Source organism: Arthrobacter sp. CAN_A212, assembly GCF_015752345.1.
Lineage (GTDB): Bacteria > Actinomycetota > Actinomycetes > Actinomycetales > Micrococcaceae > Arthrobacter_D.
The window spans coordinates 348,863-370,702 of the sequence record NZ_JADOUT010000001.1 but is presented as its reverse complement, the minus strand read 5'-3'; the positions used below and the strand labels follow the sequence as shown (position 1 = coordinate 370,702).

General features: G+C 64.6%; 18 protein-coding genes and 1 tRNA gene. 8 read left to right on the top strand and 11 right to left on the bottom strand.

All coding sequences use genetic code 11. From position 1 onward, the window contains the following. Positions 1 to 2 precede the first annotated feature (2 nt). Entirely contained in the window at positions 3 to 884 is an 882-nt protein-coding gene (locus IWX64_RS01805; RefSeq protein ID WP_196865419.1) for a phosphoribosylaminoimidazolesuccinocarboxamide synthase, read from the top strand. Between the two features lie 285 nt (positions 885 to 1,169). Here the strand turns inward: IWX64_RS01805 and IWX64_RS01800 are convergent. The 5 genes from IWX64_RS01800 to IWX64_RS01780 form a co-directional block, all read right to left on the bottom strand. Beyond that, positions 1,170 to 1,246: transfer RNA gene (locus IWX64_RS01800), tRNA-Pro, on the bottom strand. A 75-nt stretch (positions 1,247 to 1,321) separates the two neighbouring features. Continuing rightward, positions 1,322 to 3,187 (bottom strand): ABC transporter ATP-binding protein, encoded by a 1,866-nt coding sequence (locus IWX64_RS01795; protein ID WP_196865418.1) that lies wholly within the window; start codon positions 3,185 to 3,187, stop codon positions 1,322 to 1,324. Next, positions 3,184 to 5,010, bottom strand: coding sequence for an ABC transporter ATP-binding protein (locus IWX64_RS01790; protein WP_196865417.1), 1,827 nt, complete (start codon positions 5,008 to 5,010; stop codon positions 3,184 to 3,186). Before IWX64_RS01790 ends, IWX64_RS01795 begins: the two co-directional genes overlap by 4 nt. Before the next feature lie 128 nt (positions 5,011 to 5,138). Continuing rightward, positions 5,139 to 6,068 (bottom strand): metallophosphoesterase, encoded by a 930-nt coding sequence (locus IWX64_RS01785; protein ID WP_196865416.1) that lies wholly within the window; start codon positions 6,066 to 6,068, stop codon positions 5,139 to 5,141. A gap of 3 nt (positions 6,069 to 6,071) precedes the next feature. Next, positions 6,072 to 8,318: a transglycosylase domain-containing protein gene (locus tag IWX64_RS01780; protein WP_196865415.1), complete on the bottom strand. Its 2,247-nt coding sequence runs from the start codon at positions 8,316 to 8,318 to the stop codon at positions 6,072 to 6,074. Between the two features lie 36 nt (positions 8,319 to 8,354). Between IWX64_RS01780 and IWX64_RS01775 the strand changes: the two genes are divergently transcribed. The 3 genes from IWX64_RS01775 to IWX64_RS01765 are packed head-to-tail and all read left to right on the top strand — an operon-like array spanning position 8,355 to position 9,921. Then, on the top strand, positions 8,355 to 8,516 hold the full coding sequence (locus tag IWX64_RS01775) for a DUF4177 domain-containing protein (protein WP_019483144.1): 162 nt from the start codon (positions 8,355 to 8,357) through the stop codon (positions 8,514 to 8,516). Continuing rightward, positions 8,513 to 8,995, top strand: a complete 483-nt coding sequence (locus IWX64_RS01770; protein WP_196865414.1) for a RidA family protein — start codon at positions 8,513 to 8,515, stop codon at positions 8,993 to 8,995. The genes IWX64_RS01775 and IWX64_RS01770 overlap by 4 nt, the downstream gene beginning before the upstream one ends. A gap of 5 nt (positions 8,996 to 9,000) precedes the next feature. Next, positions 9,001 to 9,921 (top strand): NUDIX hydrolase, encoded by a 921-nt coding sequence (locus IWX64_RS01765; protein WP_196865413.1) that lies wholly within the window; start codon positions 9,001 to 9,003, stop codon positions 9,919 to 9,921. A gap of 48 nt (positions 9,922 to 9,969) precedes the next feature. Here the strand turns inward: IWX64_RS01765 and IWX64_RS01760 are convergent, their stop codons facing one another. Both IWX64_RS01760 and IWX64_RS01755 read right to left on the bottom strand, forming a co-directional pair. Beyond that, entirely contained in the window at positions 9,970 to 10,803 is an 834-nt protein-coding gene (locus IWX64_RS01760; protein ID WP_196865412.1) for a bacteriorhodopsin-like, read from the bottom strand. 168 nt (positions 10,804 to 10,971) lie between these two features. Next, a complete protein-coding gene (locus IWX64_RS01755) occupies positions 10,972 to 11,649 on the bottom strand; it encodes a Crp/Fnr family transcriptional regulator (protein ID WP_019483148.1) in 678 nt (225 codons plus the stop codon). Positions 11,650 to 11,896: 247 nt separating this feature from the next. On the opposite strand from IWX64_RS01755, the gene IWX64_RS01750 reads away from it, so the two are divergent. Continuing rightward, on the top strand, positions 11,897 to 13,081 hold the full coding sequence (locus IWX64_RS01750; RefSeq protein ID WP_196865411.1) for a MarP family serine protease: 1,185 nt from the start codon (positions 11,897 to 11,899) through the stop codon (positions 13,079 to 13,081). 30 nt (positions 13,082 to 13,111) lie between these two features. On the opposite strand, the gene IWX64_RS01745 is transcribed toward IWX64_RS01750, so the two are convergent. Continuing rightward, a complete protein-coding gene (locus tag IWX64_RS01745) occupies positions 13,112 to 14,116 on the bottom strand; it encodes a DUF2332 domain-containing protein (protein ID WP_196865410.1) in 1,005 nt (334 codons plus the stop codon). Between the two features lie 224 nt (positions 14,117 to 14,340). On the opposite strand from IWX64_RS01745, the gene IWX64_RS01740 reads away from it, so the two are divergent. The 3 genes from IWX64_RS01740 (at position 14,341) to IWX64_RS01730 (ending at position 18,087) form a co-directional block, all read left to right on the top strand. Then, entirely contained in the window at positions 14,341 to 16,038 is a 1,698-nt protein-coding gene (locus tag IWX64_RS01740) for an ABC transporter substrate-binding protein (protein WP_334683098.1), read from the top strand. A 91-nt stretch (positions 16,039 to 16,129) separates the two neighbouring features. Continuing rightward, positions 16,130 to 17,134 carry an ABC transporter permease gene (locus IWX64_RS01735; protein WP_196865409.1) on the top strand — a complete coding sequence of 335 codons (1,005 nt, stop codon included), beginning with the start codon at positions 16,130 to 16,132 and terminating at the stop codon, positions 17,132 to 17,134. Further along, the gene (locus IWX64_RS01730; protein ID WP_196865408.1) at positions 17,131 to 18,087 is read left to right on the top strand and encodes an ABC transporter permease; all 957 of its coding nucleotides are present in this window, start codon (positions 17,131 to 17,133) and stop codon (positions 18,085 to 18,087) included. Before IWX64_RS01735 ends, IWX64_RS01730 begins: the two co-directional genes overlap by 4 nt. A gap of 70 nt (positions 18,088 to 18,157) precedes the next feature. Here the strand turns inward: IWX64_RS01730 and IWX64_RS01725 are convergent, their stop codons facing one another. The 3 genes from IWX64_RS01725 to IWX64_RS01715 are packed head-to-tail and all read right to left on the bottom strand — an operon-like array spanning position 18,158 to position 21,773. After that, a complete protein-coding gene (locus tag IWX64_RS01725; RefSeq protein WP_196865407.1) occupies positions 18,158 to 19,888 on the bottom strand; it encodes a dipeptide ABC transporter ATP-binding protein in 1,731 nt (576 codons plus the stop codon). A gap of 26 nt (positions 19,889 to 19,914) precedes the next feature. Then, entirely contained in the window at positions 19,915 to 20,373 is a 459-nt protein-coding gene (gene aroQ, locus IWX64_RS01720) for a type II 3-dehydroquinate dehydratase (RefSeq protein ID WP_196865406.1), read from the bottom strand. 47 nt (positions 20,374 to 20,420) lie between these two features. Continuing rightward, positions 20,421 to 21,773, bottom strand: coding sequence for an MFS transporter (locus IWX64_RS01715; RefSeq protein ID WP_196865405.1), 1,353 nt, complete (start codon positions 21,771 to 21,773; stop codon positions 20,421 to 20,423). Between the last annotated feature and the right edge of the window lie 67 nt (positions 21,774 to 21,840).

Here is a 21,840-nt window from a genome sequence, read left to right as displayed (position 1 = left end):
GCGTGGTCTTTGCCCCACCGTTCGTCGAGGTTCCGGGCTGGAAGCACGTCTACTCGGGGAAGGTGCGGGACCTGTACTCGCCCCTGACCGGGCCTGACGTTCGGGTGCTCGTGGTGGCGAGCGACCGGATCAGCGCGTACGACCACGTGTTGACCTCCGAGATTCCCGACAAGGGCCGGGTGCTGACCCAGCTGAGCCTGTGGTGGTTTGACCAGCTTGCCGAGGTGCCCAACCATGTGCTCTCGACCGAGGTGCCCGACGCGGTCGCTGGCCGGGCGATGATCTGCCGGAAGCTCGAGATGTTCCCAGTGGAGTGCATTGCCCGCGGTTACCTGACCGGGTCCGGCCTCCTGGAGTACCGCTCGTCGGGAACTGTCTGTTCGCTTCCGCTGCCGCCCGGGCTGGTGGATGGGTCCCGGTTGGAGCCGGCCGTGTTTACACCGTCAGCCAAGGCTGCCGTGGGGGAGCACGATGAAAACATTGCGTACGACGACGTCGTCGCCACCGTCGGCGAGTCCGTCGCGTCGGAGCTGCAGCGGTTGACCCTGGCGATCTATGGCCGCGCCGAGGAGATTGCCCGGTCCCGGGGGATCATCCTGGCGGACACGAAGGTGGAGTTCGGACTGTCGGGTGACGGGGAGATCACCCTGGGCGACGAAGTGCTGACCCCTGACTCGTCACGGTTCTGGGATGCCTCACTGTACGCGCCGGGTCAGGCGCAGCCCTCCTTCGACAAGCAGTTTGTCCGTGACTGGCTCACCTCGGACGCGTCCGGGTGGGACAAGACCTCGAACCCGCCCGAGCTGCCTCTTGAGATTGTCGAGAAAACCCGTGCCCGGTACATCGAGGCCTACGAGCGGCTGACGGGCCTTACCTTCGCCTGAGCCTGTTTGGGGCTGTCCCGCCACGCAATTTCCCGCCGGCCGGTATCCGTCAGTGGGATTGTCTGGACTATCCCAGTGAACGCGCCCGACCGGTGGGTTTTCCTGGCGGAGCGGCCGCGATTGCGGGTCTCTGGTGCACGAATGCTCACCCACCTGCCAGCCCTACCGGGCATAAACGCTCATGCTCGCTGGCTCCTTCACCCTGGTGAGCAGCTGTATCGGACAGGGCATGGAGCAGGCATGAAAAAGGGCCCTGCGTTCAACTGAACCGCAGGACCCTGAAACTGGTCGGGGTGACAGGAATTGAACCTGCGACCTCGTCGTCCCGAACGACGCGCGCTACCAAGCTGCGCCACACCCCGATGCGCCCGAGCGACCGCACGAAGCGGAAGCCAGAGCAACCTCTAAAGACTACCCGAGCACCCGGGGAAGTAAAGCTACACCAGGGTCTGCTGCCAGGCGGCGTGCAGAGTCGCGAAGCGCCCGTCCCCACCGATCAGTTCCGCCGGAGTGCCGTCCTCCACCACCTCGCCGTCGTGCACGACGAGCACCCGGTCGGCGATCGCGACCGTCGACAGCCGGTGCGCGATGATCAGCGCCGTCCGGTTGCCGAGCAGCTTCTGGAGCCCCTCCTGCACCAGCCGTTCGCTGGGAATATCCAGGGAGGAGGTGGCCTCGTCCAGGATCAGCACCGCGGGGTTGGCGAGGAAGGCACGGGCGAAGCTGATCAGCTGCCGCTGGCCGGAGGACACCCGGCCGCCGCGCTTGTTCACGTCGGTGTCGTAGCCATCGGGGAGCGACCTGATGAACTCGTCGGCCCCCACCGAACGCGCCGCCTCCTCGATCTCCTCCCGGCTGGCCTCGGGCTTGCCGAGGGCGATGTTGTCCGCCACCGAACCGCTGAAGAGAAACGCTTCCTGCGTGACCATGACGATGGCGCGACGCAGGTCCCGCGGGTCGACCTGGCGGATGTCGACGCCGTCGAGGGTGATGCTTCCGGCGGAGACGTCGTAGAAGCGGGCAATGACTTTTGCCAGGGTGGACTTGCCGGCACCGGTCTGACCGACGAGGGCAATCGTCTGACCGGCCGGGATGCGCAGGTCCATGGTGGGCAGGATGAGGGGGCCGTCCCCATAACGGAACTCGACGCCGTCGAAGTTAATCTCGCCGCGGGGATCCTTCAACGGCACGGGGTGCTTTGGCGGGCGGACGGTCGGCACTTCCTCAAGCAGCCCCGACACCTTCTCCAGCGCGGCCGACGCCGACTGGAACGAGTTGTAGAACATGGCCATCTGGTCGACCGGCTGGAAGAACCGCTTGCTGTAGAGCAGGAGGGCAAGGAGGGCGCCGACCGCCAGGGTGCCGTCGAGCACCCGGAAGCCACCGACCAGCAGCACCACTGCCACTGTCACGTTGCCGATCAGCACCAGGCCTGGCTGGAAGATGCCGTTGAGGTTGATCGAGCGGACGGTGACCCGGCGGTAATCTTCGGCCAGCTCGTCGTACTTCGCAGCGTTGGCTTCTTCGCGGCGGAAGGCCTTGACCGCGCGGATGCCGGTCATCGTCTCGATGAAGTGCACGATCAACCGTGCCGACACCACCCGTGAGGAACGGAACGCGATCTGGGAGTGCTTCTGGTACCAGCGGGCCAGGAAGAACATGGGTACCGCGGCAACCAGGATCAGCAGCCCGGTCCGCCAGTCCAGGACGAAGATGGTGATCGCGGTGAACAGCATGTACATGACGCCCGAGGCAAGGGAGCTGACCCCGGAGTCCAGCAGTTCGCGCAGTGCCTCCAGGTCGGAGGTCTGCCGGGAAATAATCCGCCCCGACGTGTATTTTTCATGGAATTCAAGACTGAGCCGCTGGGTGTGCCGGAAGACCCGCAACCGCAGGTCCAGCAGCATCGCCTGGCTGAGCAGTGCCGTCGCCCGTACGTAGCCCGCGGTCAGGAAGGCGGTGAGGACCGCGGCAATCAGGTAGGTGATCCCGGCCAGCCACAGGAAGGTCGGGTCGCCGTCGAGCAGCGCGGGCAGGGCATTGTCGATGCCGTAGGCGATGATCGCCGGACCGGCGACGCGCGCTGCCTGGGATCCGACCACCAGGGAGATGGTCCAGATGAACTGGCGCCGGTTGGGGCGGATCAGCGAGCCGAGCAGCCGGAAGGAGCGGGAGCGGACCGACTTGTTCTGGGCCTTGGAGAGAAGGACGTCGTCCTCGTTGGTGGTGCCCGATGAGGTAGCGCCAGCCGGTGTTCCCTTGCCGGGCGCGGATCCGTGCTCCGGCTGTGGTGATGTGCTCACGCGAGCGCCCCCTCGTCGTCGTTCTTCAGGTCTTCGAGCTCGGAGTCCAGATCGGTGGGCCCGTCCGGCAGGCTGGCGATCACATACCGGTAGTGGGTGTTCCGGGCCAGCAGTTCGGTGTGGGTGCCGACGTCGGTCACCCGCCCGTCCTCGAGCAACGCCACCCGGTCAGCGAGGGCGACCGTCGACGGCCGGTGCGCGACGATCAGTGTGGTGGTCTGGTCGAGTACCTTGCGCAGACCCTCCTCCACCAGTTCCTCGGTCCGGACGTCGAGCGCGGACAGTGGATCGTCGAGTACCAGGACCCGTGGCTTCGACGCGATGGAGCGGGCCAGCGCGATCCGCTGCCGCTGTCCGCCGGAGAGGCTCAGTCCTTCCTCGCCGATCAGGGTGTCGACGCCGTCGGGCAGCGAGTACGCGAAGTGGGCCTGGGCGACGTCGAGCGCCTCCTCCAGGATTTCCGCGGCGTGTTTGTCGTCGCGTGGTTCGGCGCCCATCAGGACGTTCTCGCGGACCGAACTGGAAAACAGCGTGGTGTCCTCGAAGGCGACCGACACGTGGGTTCGCAGGTCGGCGAGGGAGATGTCCCGCAGGTCGGTGCCATCGATTTTGATGGATCCGCCGGTCACCTCGTACAGGCGGGGGACCAGCTGCAGGAGAGTGCTTTTGCCGCACCCGGTCACGCCGACCAGCGCCATCGTCTCACCCGCCCGCAGGGTGAGGTTGATGCCGTTGAGGACATCGGTGGTGCCCTCCTCGGCGTCCGGGTAGCGGAAGTGCACGTCGGTGAGGGTCACGTCACCGCGGGGATCGATCAGCCGGACCGGCTCCTCCGGATCGGTAATCGTGTTGACCGATTCCATCACTTCGTAGTGCCGGTCGATGGCGGTCTTGGCGGTGAAGGTCATGGCCAGGAGCGGCCCGATGAACTCGACGGGTGTCGCGACCACGGCGGCGGTGGCGAAGAAAGCAACCAGGGCGCCGATGGACAGGTCCCCGTTGGCGGCGAAGAGGACACCCACCACCAGCGAGGCGCCGAGCGCCAGCTCGGGCAGCAGGGTGACGATCAGGGAAAAGTTGGCCAGCGAGCGGGCCTTGTAGATTTCGGTTTGCCGCAGTTCCTCGGCCTGCAGGTTGAATCCCTCCAGCGCCTCACGGCTTCGGCCGAAGGCCTTCAGGACCCGGATGCCATGGACAGATTCCTCGACGGTGGTGGCCAGGTCCCCGGCCTGGTCCTGGCTCTTGCGGGACACCTTGCTGTAGGAGGTGCGGAACCGGAATCCGTAGATCATGATCGGCAGCGCGGCGGCCAGGAAAATCAGGGCCAGTGCCCAGGAGGTGAGGAACATGATGACGACGCCGATCACCACGGTCAGCGACGTGACCACCAGCATGATCAGCCCGAACGCCATCCAGCGGCGCATCAGGTTCAGGTCGGTCATTGCACGGGACAGTAGCTGCCCGCTGCCCCACCGGTCATGGAAGGCGACGGTGAGGTCCTGCAGGTGGCGGTAGAAGGACGTCCGCATGTTCGTCTCTACGGTCGTCGCCGGGGCGATGACAAACTGGCGGCGCAGGGCGACGAACGTTGCCTCCAGGACGCCGAGTAGCAGCACCACACCGGCAGCAATCCACACGGTCGACGATGCCCCGCCGATGGCGAGGGCATCGTTGATGAGCACCCGGAACACCTGCGGGATGGCGAGGGCCATCAGGCTGGCGCCCAGCGCGCAGACAAGGCCCAGGATCAGCCGCGGCAGGATGGGCTTAATATGTGAGTACAGTCGCCCGAGCGATTCCCACAGAGTGGTTTGAGTCTGCATACTTCTGTCTTTGACACTGGAAGGAGGATCTAGCAGGAGCGGACACTTTGTGTCCCGTAGCAACTATCCTATGTCAGAGCTCAACCGCTGTCCCGAGCGGCCGAGGGGTGCCGCTGGTTCCGCGGCTCTTACCGTGCTGTCAGCGACAGGAGGACAGCCTCGGGCCGGCAGGCGAACCGTACCGGCGCAAACCGTGAGGTACCGATCCCGGCTGACACGTTCAGCGGGATGCTGCGTCCCTCGTGTTCCCAATCGGTCAGGCCTCGTGCCCGCCAGGTGGGAAGGTCGCAGTTGCTGACCAACGCGCCGTAGCCCGGGATGCAAACCTGTCCGCCGTGAGTGTGGCCCGCGAGGATGAGGTGGGCGCCGTCGGCGGTGAAGTAGTCCAGCACCCGCTGGTAGGGGGCGTGCGCGACAGCGATCCGCAAGTGACGCGCGTCGGGGGAGGTACTGCTCCCGGCCGGATAGCCTGCATAGTTATCCCGGTCGATGTGGGGGTCGTCCACGCCGGTGAAGTCGAGACGCAGGTTGCCCATCGCAACCGACTGGGACCGGTTGGACAGGTCGATCCAGCCAGCATTCCCGAAGCTTCTGAACATTTCGGCCCAGGGGAGCGCCTTGGGCTGGCGGTCGCTGCGGTGCTTCGACGGACCCGAAAAGTACCTCAGCGGGTTGTTGAGGACCGGTGCGTAGTAGTCGTTGGACCCCGGAACAAACACCCCGGGGAACTGCAGCAGCGGGCCCAAGGCCTCCAGCAACGGCTCAACACCCTTGCGGTGGCTCAGGTTGTCGCCGGTGTTCACCACGAGGTCGGGTTCTAACCGGGCGAGCCCCTTCAGCCACTGGGTCTTGGCTGCCTGGTGGGGTGCCATGTGGATGTCGGACAGATGCAGGATCCGCAGCGGCCGGCTCCCTGGCGGAAGGATCGGCAGGTTCTCCTCGCGGAGCTGGAACAGATTCCGTTCCACCAGTGAGGCGTAGCCCAGACCGGCGACGGCTACCGCGGCTGTACCTCCCAACGCGATCGTCGTGGCGTCGAGCAGCTTCGATGAACTCAAGGGTTAGCCTTCGTCTTCGTTGTCGTTGTCGTCGTCTTCGTTGTTGTCGAAGTCGAGCTGTTCGACCCGATTATCTTCGCCAGGAGTCATCTGGGTGGGGGAGCGCTGTGCGGTGAGCATCCGCTGCGGTGGGTTCACGAACTCCTCGGCGGGATAGCGGTCAGGGATCTGCTGCATGAACCGTTCCCAGGAGGGCGCCGCCACGAAGGAACCATCAATTTCGGGGTACACCTGACCGCCGATCTGCAGTCCGCCGAGGCCTACGCTGTTCTCTTTCCAGTTTCCGAGCCAGGTGGCGGTAGCCATGCCCGAGTTGTACCCCATGAACCAGGTCTGTGACCGGTCATCGTTGGTTCCGGTTTTCCCGGCCATGGGGACGTCGCCGTATTCCAGGAGCTGGCCCGAGCCGCGTTCCATGACTTCCTCGGTTGCGTAGTTCATTCCGCGCGCCAGCTCCTTGGGAATTACTTGCTCGCAGGTCTGTTCAGGAACGGGGAAGCTGGTGCCATCGACGGCGACTACCTCGGTCAGTGCCCGAGGCTCGCAGGTCAGGCCTTCCGCTCCCAGTGCTGCGTAGGCCGTGGCCTGGGACAGCGGGGACACTTCGGTGCCGCCGCCGATCAGGGCTGACGGAGAGACCTGCAGCGGCGTGTAACCGCCCTCCGCGCTCTTGGCATCGTGGAGGCCGAGGTCCGCTGCGATCTCGAACGGCTTGCACAGGTCAACCTGTCTCGCGGTTTCCATGGTGATGGTGTTGTAGGACTGTGCCAGCCCCTCAAGGACTGTGTAGTTGCCGTAGTTGATGTCGCCGTAGTTCTGGGGCTCGTAGCCATCCTCGTCGGGCAGCACGTAGGCTCCGTCGGGGAAGCAGCTTGCTTCCCACTCGTCGCCCTGGGGGTAAAGCCTCTTCGCGCCGTTGATCACGGTGTTCAGTGCTTTGCCGTCCTCGAGCCAGGCTCCGACGGTGAACGGCTTGAACGTGGATCCGGGTTGGAACCCGCCAACTCCTCCGAGTGGTTGGGCGGGGTCGCCGTCCTGATAGAGATCGACGTTGAAGTTGAGGACTGAGTCGCCCGCCTCGGTTCCTGGCATGTAGCGCGTGTTCTGGGCCATCACCAGGATGTCTCCGGTCCCCGGCTCAATGCTGACCATTGAGTGTCCCACTGACGGATCAGTCGTCGCGCGATCGGCGGTCTCCTGGATGGCGGTCTGCGCGGCGGTCTGCGCCACGGGATCGAGGGTGGTCTTGATCGTGAGTCCAGCGCGGTACAGCGTGTCGGTCCGATCCTCAAGCGTCTCACCATAGGCCGGATCGTTGAGGATCAGGTGGGTGACATAGTCACAGAAATAGGGTGCCTGGGCGGCCCCGACGCAGCCGCTGTAGGTGGGGGTGATATTGAGCCCCAAGTCGGAGGCAACGGCGGCGTCGTACTCCTCCTGGGTGATGTGGTTGTTCGAGAGCATGGCGCCGATGACCAAATTGCGGCGTTCCAGCGCACGCTCGGGGTTAAGTTCAGGGCTGTAGAAGGTGGGGCCGTTGACGACGCCGGCGAGCAGCGCTGCCTGCTGGATGTTCAGGTCGGCGGCCGCAACATCGAAGAAGTACCTCGACGCCGCCTGGACCCCGTAGGTAGTGCCGGTGAACGGCACGATGTTGAGGTAGCCCTCAAGGATTTCGTCCTTGCTGAGTTCCTTCTCCACGGCGATGGCCAGCTTGGCTTCGCGAAGCTTGTCTCCGAGGGTTTTCCCGCCACTGAACGTCACCGACCCGTCGCCGGCCTGCAGGCTGGCGTCGATCAGGACGTTGTTCACGTACTGCTGAGTGATGGTGGAGGCGCCGCGGGTCGTGTCGCTGCTGACGTTGCTGACCACGGCGCTCATGATGCCCTGCAAATCGACGCCGCCGTGCTCGTAGAACCGGGCGTCCTCAATGGCCAGCAGTGCGTTCACCATAGTGGGGTTGATCTCGTCGAGGGTCACTGGCTGCCGGTTTTCCTCATAGAGGGTGGCGATCACGGAACCGTCGGCGGCGAGGATGGTGGACGGCTGAGCGAGTGCACCCCGTTCCAGCTCCGCAGGCAGTTCCTCAAAGAACTGAATTGATGCGGAAGCACCGGTGCCCGCCGCCGCAGCGACAGGGACCAGTAAACCCGCAGCAAGCACACCGCTCAGAGCACTGATTCCGAGAAACGCAATCAACTTCCCCAGGGTGGTTGCTGTGTCAAAGATCGGTGATTTACGAGCAGCCATTACTCCAGTTTACAAGCACGCGCTAGTCTGTGAACCATGACCAAATGGGAGTACTCGACAATTCCGCTCATCATCCACGCCACGAAGCAGATTCTGGACCAGTGGGGAGAAGACGGCTGGGAACTGGTGCAGGTAGTTCCCGGGCCGGACGGCAAGGGCCTCGTTGCCTACCTGAAACGAGAGAAGAACCAGTCGTGACCAGCGCCGACGCGCCCGCCTCGGCTGTCGAACGCCGGTTAGAGGACCTCGGGATTGCCCTGCCGGAGGTGGCGCAGCCGCTGGCGTCCTACGTCCCCGCGGTGGTCTCCGGTAACTACGTCTTTACCGCTGGGCAGCTTCCACTGATTAACGGGGAACTCCGAGCTTTGGGCAAGGTGGGCGCCGAGGTCACCCCCGAAGCTGCCAAGGAGTATGCGGCCACCTGCGCCGTGAACGCCCTGGCCGCGATCAAATCGCAAATCGGCGATCTGGACCGGATCAGCCGAATCGTCAAGGTGGTGGGATTCGTCGCCTCCGATCCCAGTTTCACAGGCCAACCCCAAGTCATCAACGGCGCATCAGACCTCCTCGGTCAGGTCCTCGGCGACGCGGGAACACACGCCCGCTCCGCCGTCGGTGTCGCCGTGCTTCCCCGGGATGCGCCCGTGGAAATCGAAATTATTGCGGAGTTTGTCTGATTTCTGTGGGCCGTATTACTAACCGTCATTTCCCGGTTCCGGAAGACCAGCTTGGCGCAGCGCGAAGCTGGGTGGAGCATGGCGAACGAACGCCGGTGAAACCACGTCCGGCGTCGTCGGTCGTGTTGATCCGTGATGCCCCCGGTGGCACCGAAACCTACCTTTCCTACCGGCGTGGCGAGTCCCCGCTGGGTATTGTCGCCTTTCCCGGCGGCAGTATCGAGGAGTCCGACGACGACGACGTCGCCTGGTTTGGACCCTCGCCCGCCCAGTGGGCCAAGGCCATGGGCATCGATGACCTATTCGTGGCACGGCGGCATGTGGTGGGGGCGATCAGGGAACTATTCGAGGAAACTGGTGTCCTGCTGGCCGGCCCGGACGCAGTGTCGCTCGTCGACGGTAGCCGGAGTCCCGAGTGGATGAAGGCCCGCGAGGACATCAATACGCAGGAACGCTCCTTCACCGAGATCCTGACCCGCCGCTGTCTGGGGCTCCGGACAGATCTACTGAAGCCGCTCGCGCACTGGCTGAGCCCGGACTTCGCCCACCGCCGGTTCGACACGCATTACTTCGCCGCCGCGCAGCCTACCGGCCAGGAAGCCACCATCCTCGCCAGCAAGGGAATATGGGGGGAATGGCGCTGCGCAGCGAGGGAAGTTGCCCGAGCCGACAGCACCGCGCTGGGCGACGAGGTGGGCCAGCCCAACTCGGTGGGACGCACTCTTGATGAGATCGCTGTCCCCGCCGTCGAGCTCATGCTCGAGAAGATCGGGTCTTCCAAGGGCTGTATCGCCTACCTGACGCACAAGCGACCCATGAAGGTGTACTACCCGCATCTGGTCACGCCCGATGAATCTGCCAACCCGATGCTCGAAGTCGCCTGCTCCGTGGCCACCGAGGGCGGTTCGGGCCAGCGCGGCCGCTAGCCCGAACCCACGTCCACCGCGACCAGTTCCGGCCCGGAGTAGGACACCCTAGCGCGGCTTGCGGGACACCTCCGGTTCCCCGATGGGCTCATGTCCTTCCTCGATCCGCGCGAATTCGGGGTCGTCAGCGTAGGACTTCAGCCTCGCGATGCGATAAATGATCAGGGCATAGACCGCTTTGGCTGCAATATCCGCGATGGAGTACCCGCCCTGCTTCAGGACCCAGGCGTCGGCGCCCGAGATGCCAAGGAGTGGCAACGCATAGGCGAGCGGGTAGACGATCCAACTTGCCAGGAGCAGGATCCGGAGACGGCTGATCAGCGCCCGAACCTGCGGGGGCTGGCGATCAAGCGACTTCGTCAACTCGACGAACAATACGTACAGAATGAAAATAAAGGGAATGGTGGAGAGGATCCCCCACAGGACGCGCGTTCCGTCAGAGGTGCTGATTTCTCCTGGATACCCGAGCAGGATCATCAGAGTGGCAGCGGGAACCAGTTTCCACAGCAGGCTGGTCTGCACTTTTCGTGCGAGAGCCAAAACAGCAATCAGCTCTACCAGCAGCAGCGGCACGGTGAGTAACCAGTCAACATACCGGTATCCCTCGTTGAACGACGCGCCCTCGGCCTGCAAATATGTTCCACGACCACCGACGGCGTCCGTGATGAAAGCGTCCTTGAATGAGTCAAAGATCCGGAAGTAGTGGTACGCGGCAATTCCGCAGACTATTGCCGCAATGACAATTGCCTGCCGGTACCGGGGAAGGACGCGCGGCAGCACAAGAATGAGGAAGACGGCCGTGAAGAGCTGTGAAGCAATAACCAGCGAGAGCAAGTTGTAGACAGTGTCGAACTGGCTCTGGGTCAGGTCATCAGGAATCATGGTTGTGCTCCTTTGCACATGAGGTAAACCCTGCATGGCGGCGGATGATGGAAATCATCCCGTTCCGCACAGTGCGTGAAAGAATTCTACGCTCTGTAGAATCTCCAGCCAAGGGTTATTTCAAGCAAAGGTGAGCGTCTGGATCACAACGTCCTGAAGGAGGTGGTGTTAGCGGCTGCGCTGCCGCAGGCGCTGGATGTCCAGGATGACGACGGCGCGTGCTTCCAGGCGCAGCCATCCCCGCTGCACAAACTCGGCCAACGCCTTGTTGACCGTCTCGCGGGAGGCCCCGACCAGTTGGGCTAGCTCTTCCTGGGTCAGTTCGTGCGCAACTAAAATCCCATCCGTTGCCGGCCGGCCGAATCGGTCGGCCAGATCCAGCAGGGCCTTGGCGACACGGCCAGGAACGTCAGAGAACACCAGGTCGGCGAGGGACTCGTTGGTGCGGCGCAGTCTGCGGGCCAGGGCCTGCAGCAGCTGGGCGGAGACCTCGGGACGCGTTTCCAGAAGGGTACGCAGATTCTCGTTCTTCAACCCGGCGAGGCGTGTCTCGGAAACAGCAGTGGCCGTCGCGGTTCGTGGGCTCGGATCAAACAGCGCCATCTCACCGAACAATTCGCCCGGGCCGAGGATGGCCAGCAGATTCTCGCGGCCGTCCTGGGCGGTGCGGCCGAGCTTGATCTTGCCGGACACGATGAAATACAGCTGGTCGCCCTGATCGCCTTCGCGGAAGACCGATGCCCCGCGTGAGAGATCCACTTCGGTCAGCTCATCGGTGAGCGCGGCGAAGACGTCGTCGCCCAGCGAAGCGAAGAGTGGCGCGCGGCGCAGTACCTCGATGTCCATGAATTCTCCTGATAGTTGTCGGCTCATTCCATCTTGCCGTACATAACGAACTTGTGACACCTGCTACACGCGTGTTCGCCGTCGGAATAGCCGATTTGCCTGCCATTTGGGGTCAACGGAGGGTTTGGAGACCGGAAACAGCAGGGTCACACAGTGCGGCCTTCCCGCTCAGGGGACTGTCAGCACCGCCCGATAGACTCGCCTGTATAACGGAGGCGGAGCGCCTCTCAAGGATCAGGGAGCGTACGTGCCGGACTTCACCATCTTGGACATCCTGCTGGTGCTCGCGCTGCTGGGATACCTTGTCGCCGGGCTCCGGAATGGCTTCCTGGTGACACTCGGGGGAATCGCTGGTTTCGTGGCCGGGGCAGTCGCAGCTTTCTTCGCCATCCCCTTGGTCAGCGAGTGGGTGCCCGACGACGCCTGGCGGCTCCCCGCAATCATCTTTACCGCCCTGGTGTTGGTGGTGGTGGGCCAAGCAATCGGATCTCGGATCGGCTCCGGCATCCGGCGGGCCCTCGATTTCCGCCCCATCAGGACAGTCGACCGCTTGCTGGGCGGGGCAATGAACGTGGTGGTAGCGGCGCTGGTGATGTCGATGCTCGCCTTCAGCATCGGCACCCTCGGCGTGCCGTTCCTCTCCCAGTCCATCGCTTCCTCCCAGGTCATTCGCACGATCGATAACCTCACCCCTGCCCCCGTGCGCACCTGGATGGCCGAGTTGCGCACCATCGCCGTCGACGACGGTATCCCCACCCTTCTCGAAAGTGTCGCTCCTGCTGCTCCGGCGCCGGTGCCGGACGCGGCGGTTGATACCCCCGAGCTGGCCGTTGCCTCCGAATCGGTGCTCCGGATTGCCGGGACGGCGTTCCAGTGCGGTCAGAATCAGACCGGTTCGGGCTTCATCATCGCCCCCGGTCGGGTGGTGACCAACGCGCACGTCGTCGCCGGGGTGAACGAGCCGGTCGTGGAGATCCCCGGTGAGGGAGCGTTGCCCGGACGGATTGTCCACTTCGACGCCGTCCGCGACCTCGCTGTCCTCGCCGTGGATGGCCTGGACCGGGCGGCACTGCCGCTCGGGGAGGACCTCTCGATCGGCGACACCGCCGCGTTTGCAGGGTTCCCCGCGGGCGGACCCTTCCAGATCCAGCCGGCAAGCATCCAGAATCGCAGCGACGTTCTGGTCGCGAACATCTACGGCGCCGACCCGTCCTCGGTGAACGTGTATAGCCTCGCGGCGAACGTCCAGCAGGGGAACTCCGGCGGGCCGTTGCTGGATCTGCAGGGCCGGGTCGCCGGTGTCATCTTCGCGAAATCGACCCAGGATGCTCCTGTCGGATACGCACTGACGCTCGGGGAGTTGCGCCCGATCGCAGAACAGGCCGGGGCGTTCACCGATACCGTTTCCGCCGGGCAGTGCAACCGCCGCTGACATTCGGGCAGTGCAACCGCGATCTGCGGCTCACTCCAGCCAGTGAAGCGACTGGCCATGCCCTCCGGTACGTGCGACTGCCTGGCCATTGTGTGCGAGCACAAACAGTCGATCAACCTCACCGTCAGCCTTCTGTAGCGCCCCCTCGACGCCGGGCAGCACCCCGTAGCCCTCGTTGGACAGCCAATGCACTGGCCGGCTCCGGTCGGCCGTCAGCCTGAGCATGGTGTCCCGGAACGCCTCCCGGCCGGATTCCTCGACGTACGCCAGCACCGCGCTGTGAAACACGACGACGACGGCGTCCGCCGGGGCCCGCTGGATCAGGGCTTGCAGGTCGACCGTCAGGTCGCCCCGGACCAGCAGTGGCGGCTCCCGGCGGGCCACCTCGATGGCGGCGCGGAGCCGGTCCCGTCGTCGGGTGTGTTCAGGCCAGACAAGTGCTTCCAGCCAGGCGACGTCGTCATCGTTCCCCACCTGCAGCGGATTCAGGTCGATGCCCGCACGGAAGCTCACCCGGGGCAGCGAGGCAGGCAGGGGCGGGTGGCCTGTCGTGGTGCAATCCATGACCAGCGCATCCGGGACTGCGCCGGCGGACAGGACCGGGCCGTCGTCGTACGCGAAGCCATACCGGTCCGGGTACAGGCACAGCCCGGCGGAAGCGCCCACCTCAAGCAACGCCAGCGGGCGTCCCTCGGCAGCCGCGATCCTCGCGAGCGCCGGAAGCAGGACCGCGCAGCGGCCCGCCTCATTGGTCTGGGTGCTGCGGGTGAGCATCGTCTCCCTGAGCTGTGACCAGTGGTCCAGAAGGAACGCGCGGAACTGGGGGTAGGGCGTCGCCGGGGCCCCATGGAACCGGGCGGCACCGAGCAGGAGGTTCGGTTGCCTCTTGGCGGCCGGCAGGTCCTCGAGCAGGGCGAGGAGGCGCGGGTCCTCGCTGATTCCAGTGCACCACCGGTCATAGGTCGGCGAGTATCCACGGGTCTCGACGAGCGCGAAACGCCGGTACCATCCCGCCGTGTCGAGTTTCTCCACCATGCCAGTCCCTCCGCCAGTGCTGGGTGAACGGCCACCCCAGCCGGTCTGCGCCCGCGTGTGCAGACGCCAACGCGTGACCAAATCGTAACCTCATCTGTGATGTAAATCCCATCAGGAACCTTCCTCAGGGATAGGCTCATTCCACAGATTGCTCCGCTCGCGCGGAGCTGTCAGGGCATCACGTCACGTGTACTGCCTCCGCACTCGTACATGAGGAGCTCAACATGCAAGAAAGCGCCACACCGCCGCGCAGCTCACGCCCCGCGAAAAAGCGGGCCGCTGTGGTCACGGCTGGATTGGCAATCGGTGCGCTGTTGCTTTCCGGTTGCGTCGAAAGCCAGCGGGACGACGAGACCGCCGACGGCGGTGAGGCGACTGTCGATTCGACGTTCGTGTTCGCTGCGTCGGCCGATCCCGCGTCCCTCGACCCCGCATTTGCCAGCGACGGCGAGACCTTCCGGGTCAGCCGTCAACTCTTTGAGGGCCTCGTAGGCGTCGAGCCCGGCACCGCCGACCCCGCGCCACTGCTCGCCGAGTCCTGGGAAACCTCCGAGGACGGCTTGTCGACCACCTTCGCGCTGAGGGAAGGCGTCACGTTCCATGACGGCACCGAGTTCAACGCCGAGGCTGTCTGCTTCAACTTCGACCGCTGGTACAACTGGACCGGGGTTGCCCAGGCGCCGTCGGTGTCGTACTACTACAACAACCTGTTCCGCGGCTTCGCTGATTCACCTGATGCAGCGGTCTACGAATCCTGTGAGGTGAACGGTGACCTTGAGGCGACGGTCACGCTCGCGCAGCCGTTCGCCGGGTTCGTCCCCGCGCTGTCGCTGCCGGCGTTCGCTATGCAGAGCCCGACGGCGCTCGAGGAGTTTGCAGCCGATGACATCGGTGGCTCCGCCGAGGCGCCAGCCCTCAGCGAGTACGCCGAGGGTAACCCGGTGGGCACCGGACCGTTTAAGTTCGACTCCTGGGATGTCGGCGAACAGCTGCAGCTGTCCGCCTACGAGGATTACTGGGGCGAGCAGGGAGATGTGCAGACCATCATCTTCCGCATGATCGATGACCCTCAGGCGCGCACGCAGGCGCTGCAGGCCGGCACGGTCGACGGATTCGACCTCGTCTCGCCTGCCGACATCCCCACCCTTGAGGACGAGGGATTCATGATTGTCCCCCGCGATCCGTTCACGATCCTCTACCTGGGCCTGAACCATGAGGTCGAGGAACTCAGCGATCCTCTGGTCCGCGAGGCGATCCACCACGCCATCGACAAGCAGGCACTGATCGACCAGACGCTTCCCGAAGGAACGCAGCTGGCCACCCAGTTCATTCCTGACGTTGTTGACGGTTACAACGACGAGGTGACCACCTACGAGTACGATCCCGAACGAGCCATCGAACTGCTGGAAGAGGCAGGCTACCCTGACGGCTTCGACGTCGAGTTCAACTACCCGACGAACGTGTCGCGGCCGTACATGCCAACCCCCGAGCAGGTCTTCACCAACCTGACCGATCAGCTCTCAGCTGTCGGCATCACTGCCACGCCTGCTCCTGATGTGTGGACCCCCGATTACCTGGACAAGATCCAGGGCACTACCGATCATGGGATCCACCTGCTCGGTTGGACCGGTGACTACAACGACACGGACAACTTCATCGGTGTGTTCTTCGGGCAGGAGAAGCTCGAGTTCGGCTTCGACAATCCCGAGCTGTTCGCGGCACTGGACGAGGCACGCGGTATGACCGACCGCGAAGCACAGACGACGGCGTACGAGGAGATCAACGAACAGATTGCCGAGTTCAACCCGGCGATCCCGTTGGCCCACCCCGCACCCTCGCTGGCTTTCGCCCCACGTGTTGACTCGTACCCGGCAAGCCCCGTCAATGACGAGGTCTTCAACATGATCGAACTCAACGAGTAACACCTATTGATGACAGGAGAGCCTGGCCGACAAGGCCCGGCTCTCCTGTTGTTCGTTGGACAAGTGTTTGATCCGTTCCTGAAAGGACCCCGTGCTACGCGTCATTGGTAAGCGCCTTGCGCTGCTGGTACCCACTCTGATCGGCCTGTCGATCCTGTTGTTCCTCTGGGTACGCAATCTTCCCGGCGGTCCGGCCACCGCCCTGCTGGGCGAACGGGCCACCCCTGAAGCGGTGGAAAGGGTCAATGAGCTCTACGGCTTCAATGAGCCGATCATCTCCCAGTACTTCACCTATATGGGCAAGCTGCTGCAGGGTGACTTCGGTACCTCGATCAACACCGGTCGCCCCGTGCTCGAGGAATTCGCCACCCGGTTCCCCGGCACCGTCGAACTCACCATCGTTGCCCTGATTTTCGCGATCGGCATCGGTATCCCGCTGGGCTACGTGGCCGCCCGTTACTACGGCCGGTTCGTGGATCACGGTTCTGTTGTCCTCAGCCTGCTCGGTATCACCGTCCCCGTCTTCTTCCTGGCTTTCATCCTGAAGTACCTCTTCGCCATCCAATGGCCCATCCTCCCTCCGGACGGCCGCCAGGATCCCCGGATGGACGCCACCCATGTGACCGACTTCTATGTACTGGATGGCATCCTTACCGGTGAATGGGATGCGGCCTGGGATGCGTTTCAGCACCTGATCCTGCCGGGCATCGCCCTGGGCACCATTCCGCTCGCGATCATTGTGCGGATCACCCGAGCGTCGGTCCTCGAGGTCCAGAACGCCGATTACGTCCGTACCGCCCGCGCCAAGGGCCTGCTGGAGAAGACCATCCGGAACCGTTTCATCCTCCGCAACGCGATGCTCCCCGTGGTCACGACTATCGGCCTGCAGGTGGGTCTGCTGATTTCCGGTGCAGTGCTCACCGAGACGGTCTTCGCCTTCAACGGGATCGGCAGGTTCCTGCGTGACGCGATCTTCGGCCTCGACTATCCGGTCCTCCAAGGATTCATCATCATCATTGCCATCCTGTACGCGGTGATCAACCTCATCGTTGACATTTCCTACAGCATCATCGATCCAAGGGTGCGTGTGAGTTGAGTACAACATTGCCTCCGTCCGCCGGCGGTGGGCCGACACCCGCCGAACCGACGCCCACCGAGCCGACGATTCCCGACGGCGCCGGAACCGGCCTCTGGAAAGACGCCTTCCGGCGGCTGAAGAAGAACCCGCAGGCCATCGCTGGGGCCGTCATCGTGGGACTGTTCCTGCTGGTCGCTATCCTGGCGCCGGTGCTAGCCCCGTATGGCGGTGACGAACTGCCGGGCCGGACGGAAATCACCCCCACCAACATCCCTGGGCCCGGCGAGCTTGACGCCTACCCGCTGGGGCTCGACCGGTTCGGTGGTGACCTGCTCAGCAAGCTGATCTGGGGCGCGCAGGCGTCACTGCTGATCGGCGTCGTCTCGACCGCGCTCGGCCTCGTGGGCGGCATGATCCTGGGGCTGCTTGCTGGCGGCCTCGGTGGCTGGGTGGACAGCGTCATCATGCGGTTCGTGGACATCCTGCTCTCGGTGCCGAACCTTCTGCTCGCGGTCAGTATCGCGGCGATCCTCGGCCAGGGACCCTACGCGGTGATGATCGCGATCGGTGTCTCACAGGTGCCCATCTTTGCGCGGCTACTTCGGGCGTCGATGCTCTCCCAGCGGGGCTCGGATTACATCCTTGCTGCCCAGACGCTTGGACTGAGCCGCTCCACCATCACCATGAGCCACCTGTTGCCCAACAGTGTGGGGCCGGTGATTGTCCAGGCGACCCTGACCCTCGCCACCGCGGTGATTGACGCCGCAGCGCTGTCATTCCTTGGTCTGGGCGGTGGCAGACCGCAAACGGCCGAGTGGGGGCGGATGCTCACCTACGCGCAGGCTGAACTGGCTAATTCGCCGCAGCTCGCCTTCCTGCCGGGTATCTGTATTGCCGTCACAGCCCTGGGCTTTACCCTCCTGGGCGAATCGCTGCGCGAGTCTTTGGATCCCAAGACCCGGAAAAAGTAGCGGGACGGAGAGGGAGCACAAGACCCCCGGCACCATCGGTGCCGGGGGTCTTGTGCTGATCAGGGCAGTTCTAGGCGATGTTCAGTTCGTTGCCCGGGATGGATGCGAGCAGCTTCCTCGTGTACGGGTGGCGCGGGTTCTGGAACACTTCCTCGGAGCTCGCCGCCTCGACCAGCTCGCCGTCCTTCATCACGCAGACGTAGTCCGAGATCAGGCGGACCACAGCCAGGTCGTGCGAGATGAACAGGTAGCTCAGGCCGAGCTCAGCCTGCAGATCGCCGAGCAGTTTCAGGATCTGGGCCTGCACCAGGACGTCGAGCGCGGAGACCGGCTCGTCGCAGATGATCAGCTCGGGCTTCAGCGCCAGCGCACGGGCAATGGCGACACGCTGCCGCTGCCCACCGGAGAGCTCCGACGGGTACCGGCGCAGCGCGGCCTGCGGCAGCGACACCTGGTCCATCAGCTCGCGGACCCGGGCCCGCCGCTCACTCTTGGATCCCCGCTTGTACGCGTTGAGGGGTTCCTCGACGATCCGCTCGATGGTGAACATCGGGTTCAGCGAGGAATAGGGGTCCTGGAAGATGGGCTGAACCCGCTGCCGGAAGTCCGCGAGTTGCGCCTTATCCAGCGTCCCCACGTCCATCCCGTCGAAGGTCATGGTGCCCGACGTCGGCTCGATGAGCTTCAGGAGCATCCTCGCCGTCGTCGTCTTCCCGGATCCTGATTCACCAACGATGGCGACGGTCTGGCCGCGGGGCACATCCAGGGTGACGTTCTTCGCGGCGTAGAAGTCCTCGGAACTGCCTCGCCGCTTGTACACCTTGGTCAGGTCGCGGATCTCTACGATGTTCCGGCCCGCTGTCGCAGACGCAGCGATTTCCGTGGGTGCCTCGGTCTGGTGTTCGGCGAACGCCGCGTCCGCCGCTTCGACGCGCTGGGCGGCGTCGGCGTGGTACGTTCCCGGCTGGAGGCGGACGGCTGCCACGCTGGGCGCCGCGCGGACCAGTGACTGGGTGTAGGGGTGCTGGGGGTCGGTGAGGAGCTGTTGCGCCGGACCGGTCTCCACCACCCGGCCGCGGTGCATCACCACGAGATCGGAGGCCCGTTCAGCCGCCAAGCCGAGGTCGTGGGTGATCAGCAGCACTGAGGTGCCCAACTGCTCGGTCATCTGGTCGATCTGGTCGAGGATGGTCCGCTGCACCGTGACGTCGAGAGCGCTGGTCGGCTCGTCGGCAATCAGCAGCCGCGGCTGGCATGCCATTCCGATGGCGATCAGGGCGCGCTGGCGCATGCCGCCGGAAAACTCATGGGGGTACTGTTTGGCCCGGTCGCCGGCGTTCGGCAATCCGGCGGCCGTGAGCACCTCAATGACGCGGTCCTTCACGTTTTTCTTGGTCGCCATTCCGTGGACCAGAAGGGTCTCGGCCACCTGGGTGCCGATTTTGGTGACCGGGTTGAGGTTCGACATCGGGTCCTGGGGGACCAGTCCAATGGCCCGCCCGCGGATCGCGCGCATTTTTGCTTCGGGCAGCGTCACGAGGTTCTGTCCCTCGAACTGGATGCTCCCGCCGGTGACGCGGCCGTTCGAGGGCAGCAGGCCGATGCATGCCATCGCCGTCGTTGACTTGCCGGATCCCGATTCACCGACAATCGCCAGGGTCTTGCCGCGCCGCAGGGTAAAGCTGGCGTTCTCCACCGCTGTCACGTCACCGTAGGTGGTACTGAAGGTTACGGCAAGGTCTTTGACCTCAAGGAGCGGGGCGTCGAACGTGTCGCCGTCAATGGGTGTGATGTCGATCATGGTCCTATCGTCCCCTATATCGGGCTCTAACCAGCGGATCCGGACGAGAGTTTCTCGATCAGCAGGTCGACCGCGAACCGGTAGCCGCTGATCCCGGCGCCGACGATGACCGCCTCGGCAACGCCTGAGAGGTAGGAGTGGTGCCGGAACTCCTCGCGCCGGTGGACGTTGCTGAGGTGGACCTCGACCATCGGGAGGCCGACGGCGGCGATCGCGTCGCGGAGTGCGACCGAGGTGTGGGTGTAGGCCCCGGCGTTCAGGACGATGCCGTCAGCGGTGCCGGCGGCGCCGTGGATGGCGTCGATCAGCTCACCCTCGTGGTTGGACTGCACACAGGTCACAGCCCAGCCGTGCCGTCCGGCGACGTCGGCGGCGACGGCCTCGACGTCGGCCAGCGTGGCGGTCCCGTACGTGGCCGGCTCACGGGTGCCCAGCAGGTTGAGGTTGGGTCCGTTGATGATCAGGAGCGTGGTGGTCTTCGGCATGGCTTAACTATGCCCCACGCCCCCGGGCTGCCCGACACCGGGCGGGGTTAGTGGCTAACGTCTGCCGCAACGGTGGCGGCAGGCTCAACCCCCTGGGACTTCCGGCGCAAGCGGACCGCCGCGAGCGCGCCGGCTACCGTCACCAGGCTCATTACCGCGAGCACAATACCGGGATGCCACCAGGCGCCGTCGGTGGCCTGTCCGAGGAGCTGGGTGATCGAGGGTGCGAAACCGGCGACGATGGCTGCCAGGCTGTACGCGAATGAGAGGGCCGTGAAGCCGGTGCGCGGCTCGAAGAGATCCGCCATCAACCCGCCCAGCGCGGCCCAGCTTGCCGTGGGCAGAATGCCGCCCAGCAGAATGGCGGCGGTATAGGTGGGCGCGTCAGCGATGCTGATCACCCAGTACAGCGGGAACGCGATCAGAGCGGTGCCGATCGCACCACCGGCCACCACCTTGGCTGAGCCGATCTTCATTGCGAGGTAGCCGAAGGCGGGGATGGTCGCCAGCTGCAGCAGCGAGCCGATCAGTGCGGCGTTCAGGACGGTCGCCTGCTCCAGCCCCAACCGTTCGGTACCGTAGGCCTGCGTGTAGGACACCATCAGGAAGTAGGAGCCAATGCCGAGCACGGCTGCGGCGGCGGCGACGGCGATCGCTGCCGGCTGGCGGCGAATCACCTCGAAGAACGGGATGCTGGCGCGCGACTGGGTCTGCACCGTCGACTTGAACACGGGTGTCTCGTCGATGGCGAGCCGCAGGTAGAGCGCGATACCCAGGAACGGGAACGCGAGCAGGAACGGGATGCGCCAGCCCCAGGTGGTCATGACGTCCGGTGCAGCCACCGCAAGGATCAGGAACACAAGCGAGATGAGCATGGTGCCCACCGGGGAGCCGAGCTGGGGAATTGAGGCGTAGAGCGCCCGTTTACGCGGCTCGGCGTGTTCGGTGGCGATCAGGATGGATCCGCCCCACTCGCCGCCGAGGGACAGCCCCTGCAGGAGCCGCAGGACGGTCAGGAGGATCGGAGCCCACACGCCGATCACACTGTAGTCCGGGAGCAACCCCACGGATCCGGTGGCCAGCCCCATCAGCACGATGGTCCAGATCAGGGTCTTCTTGCGGCCGATCCGGTCGCCGAGGTGTCCGAACAGGATGGCACCCAGCGGGCGGGCCACAAAACCCATCGCAAAGATCAGAAACGCCGACAGGGTTCCGGCCAGCGGGTCCTGGGAGGTGAAGAACACCTGGTTGAATACCAGGGCGGCGGCCGTTCCGAAGACGTAGAAGTCGTAGGACTCAAGGGTGGTGCCAACAAACGAGGCGGCCGCGGACTTCCTGGCCATCTTGCGGTTGGCGGCTGGCGGAGGCCCGGGGATCGCGGGGGCAGTAGTAGTAGACACGCTTGGAAATTGTCCTCGGCGGCCGAGGGGCTACGCCATCTATTCCGGACAAGATCACACCCCACCG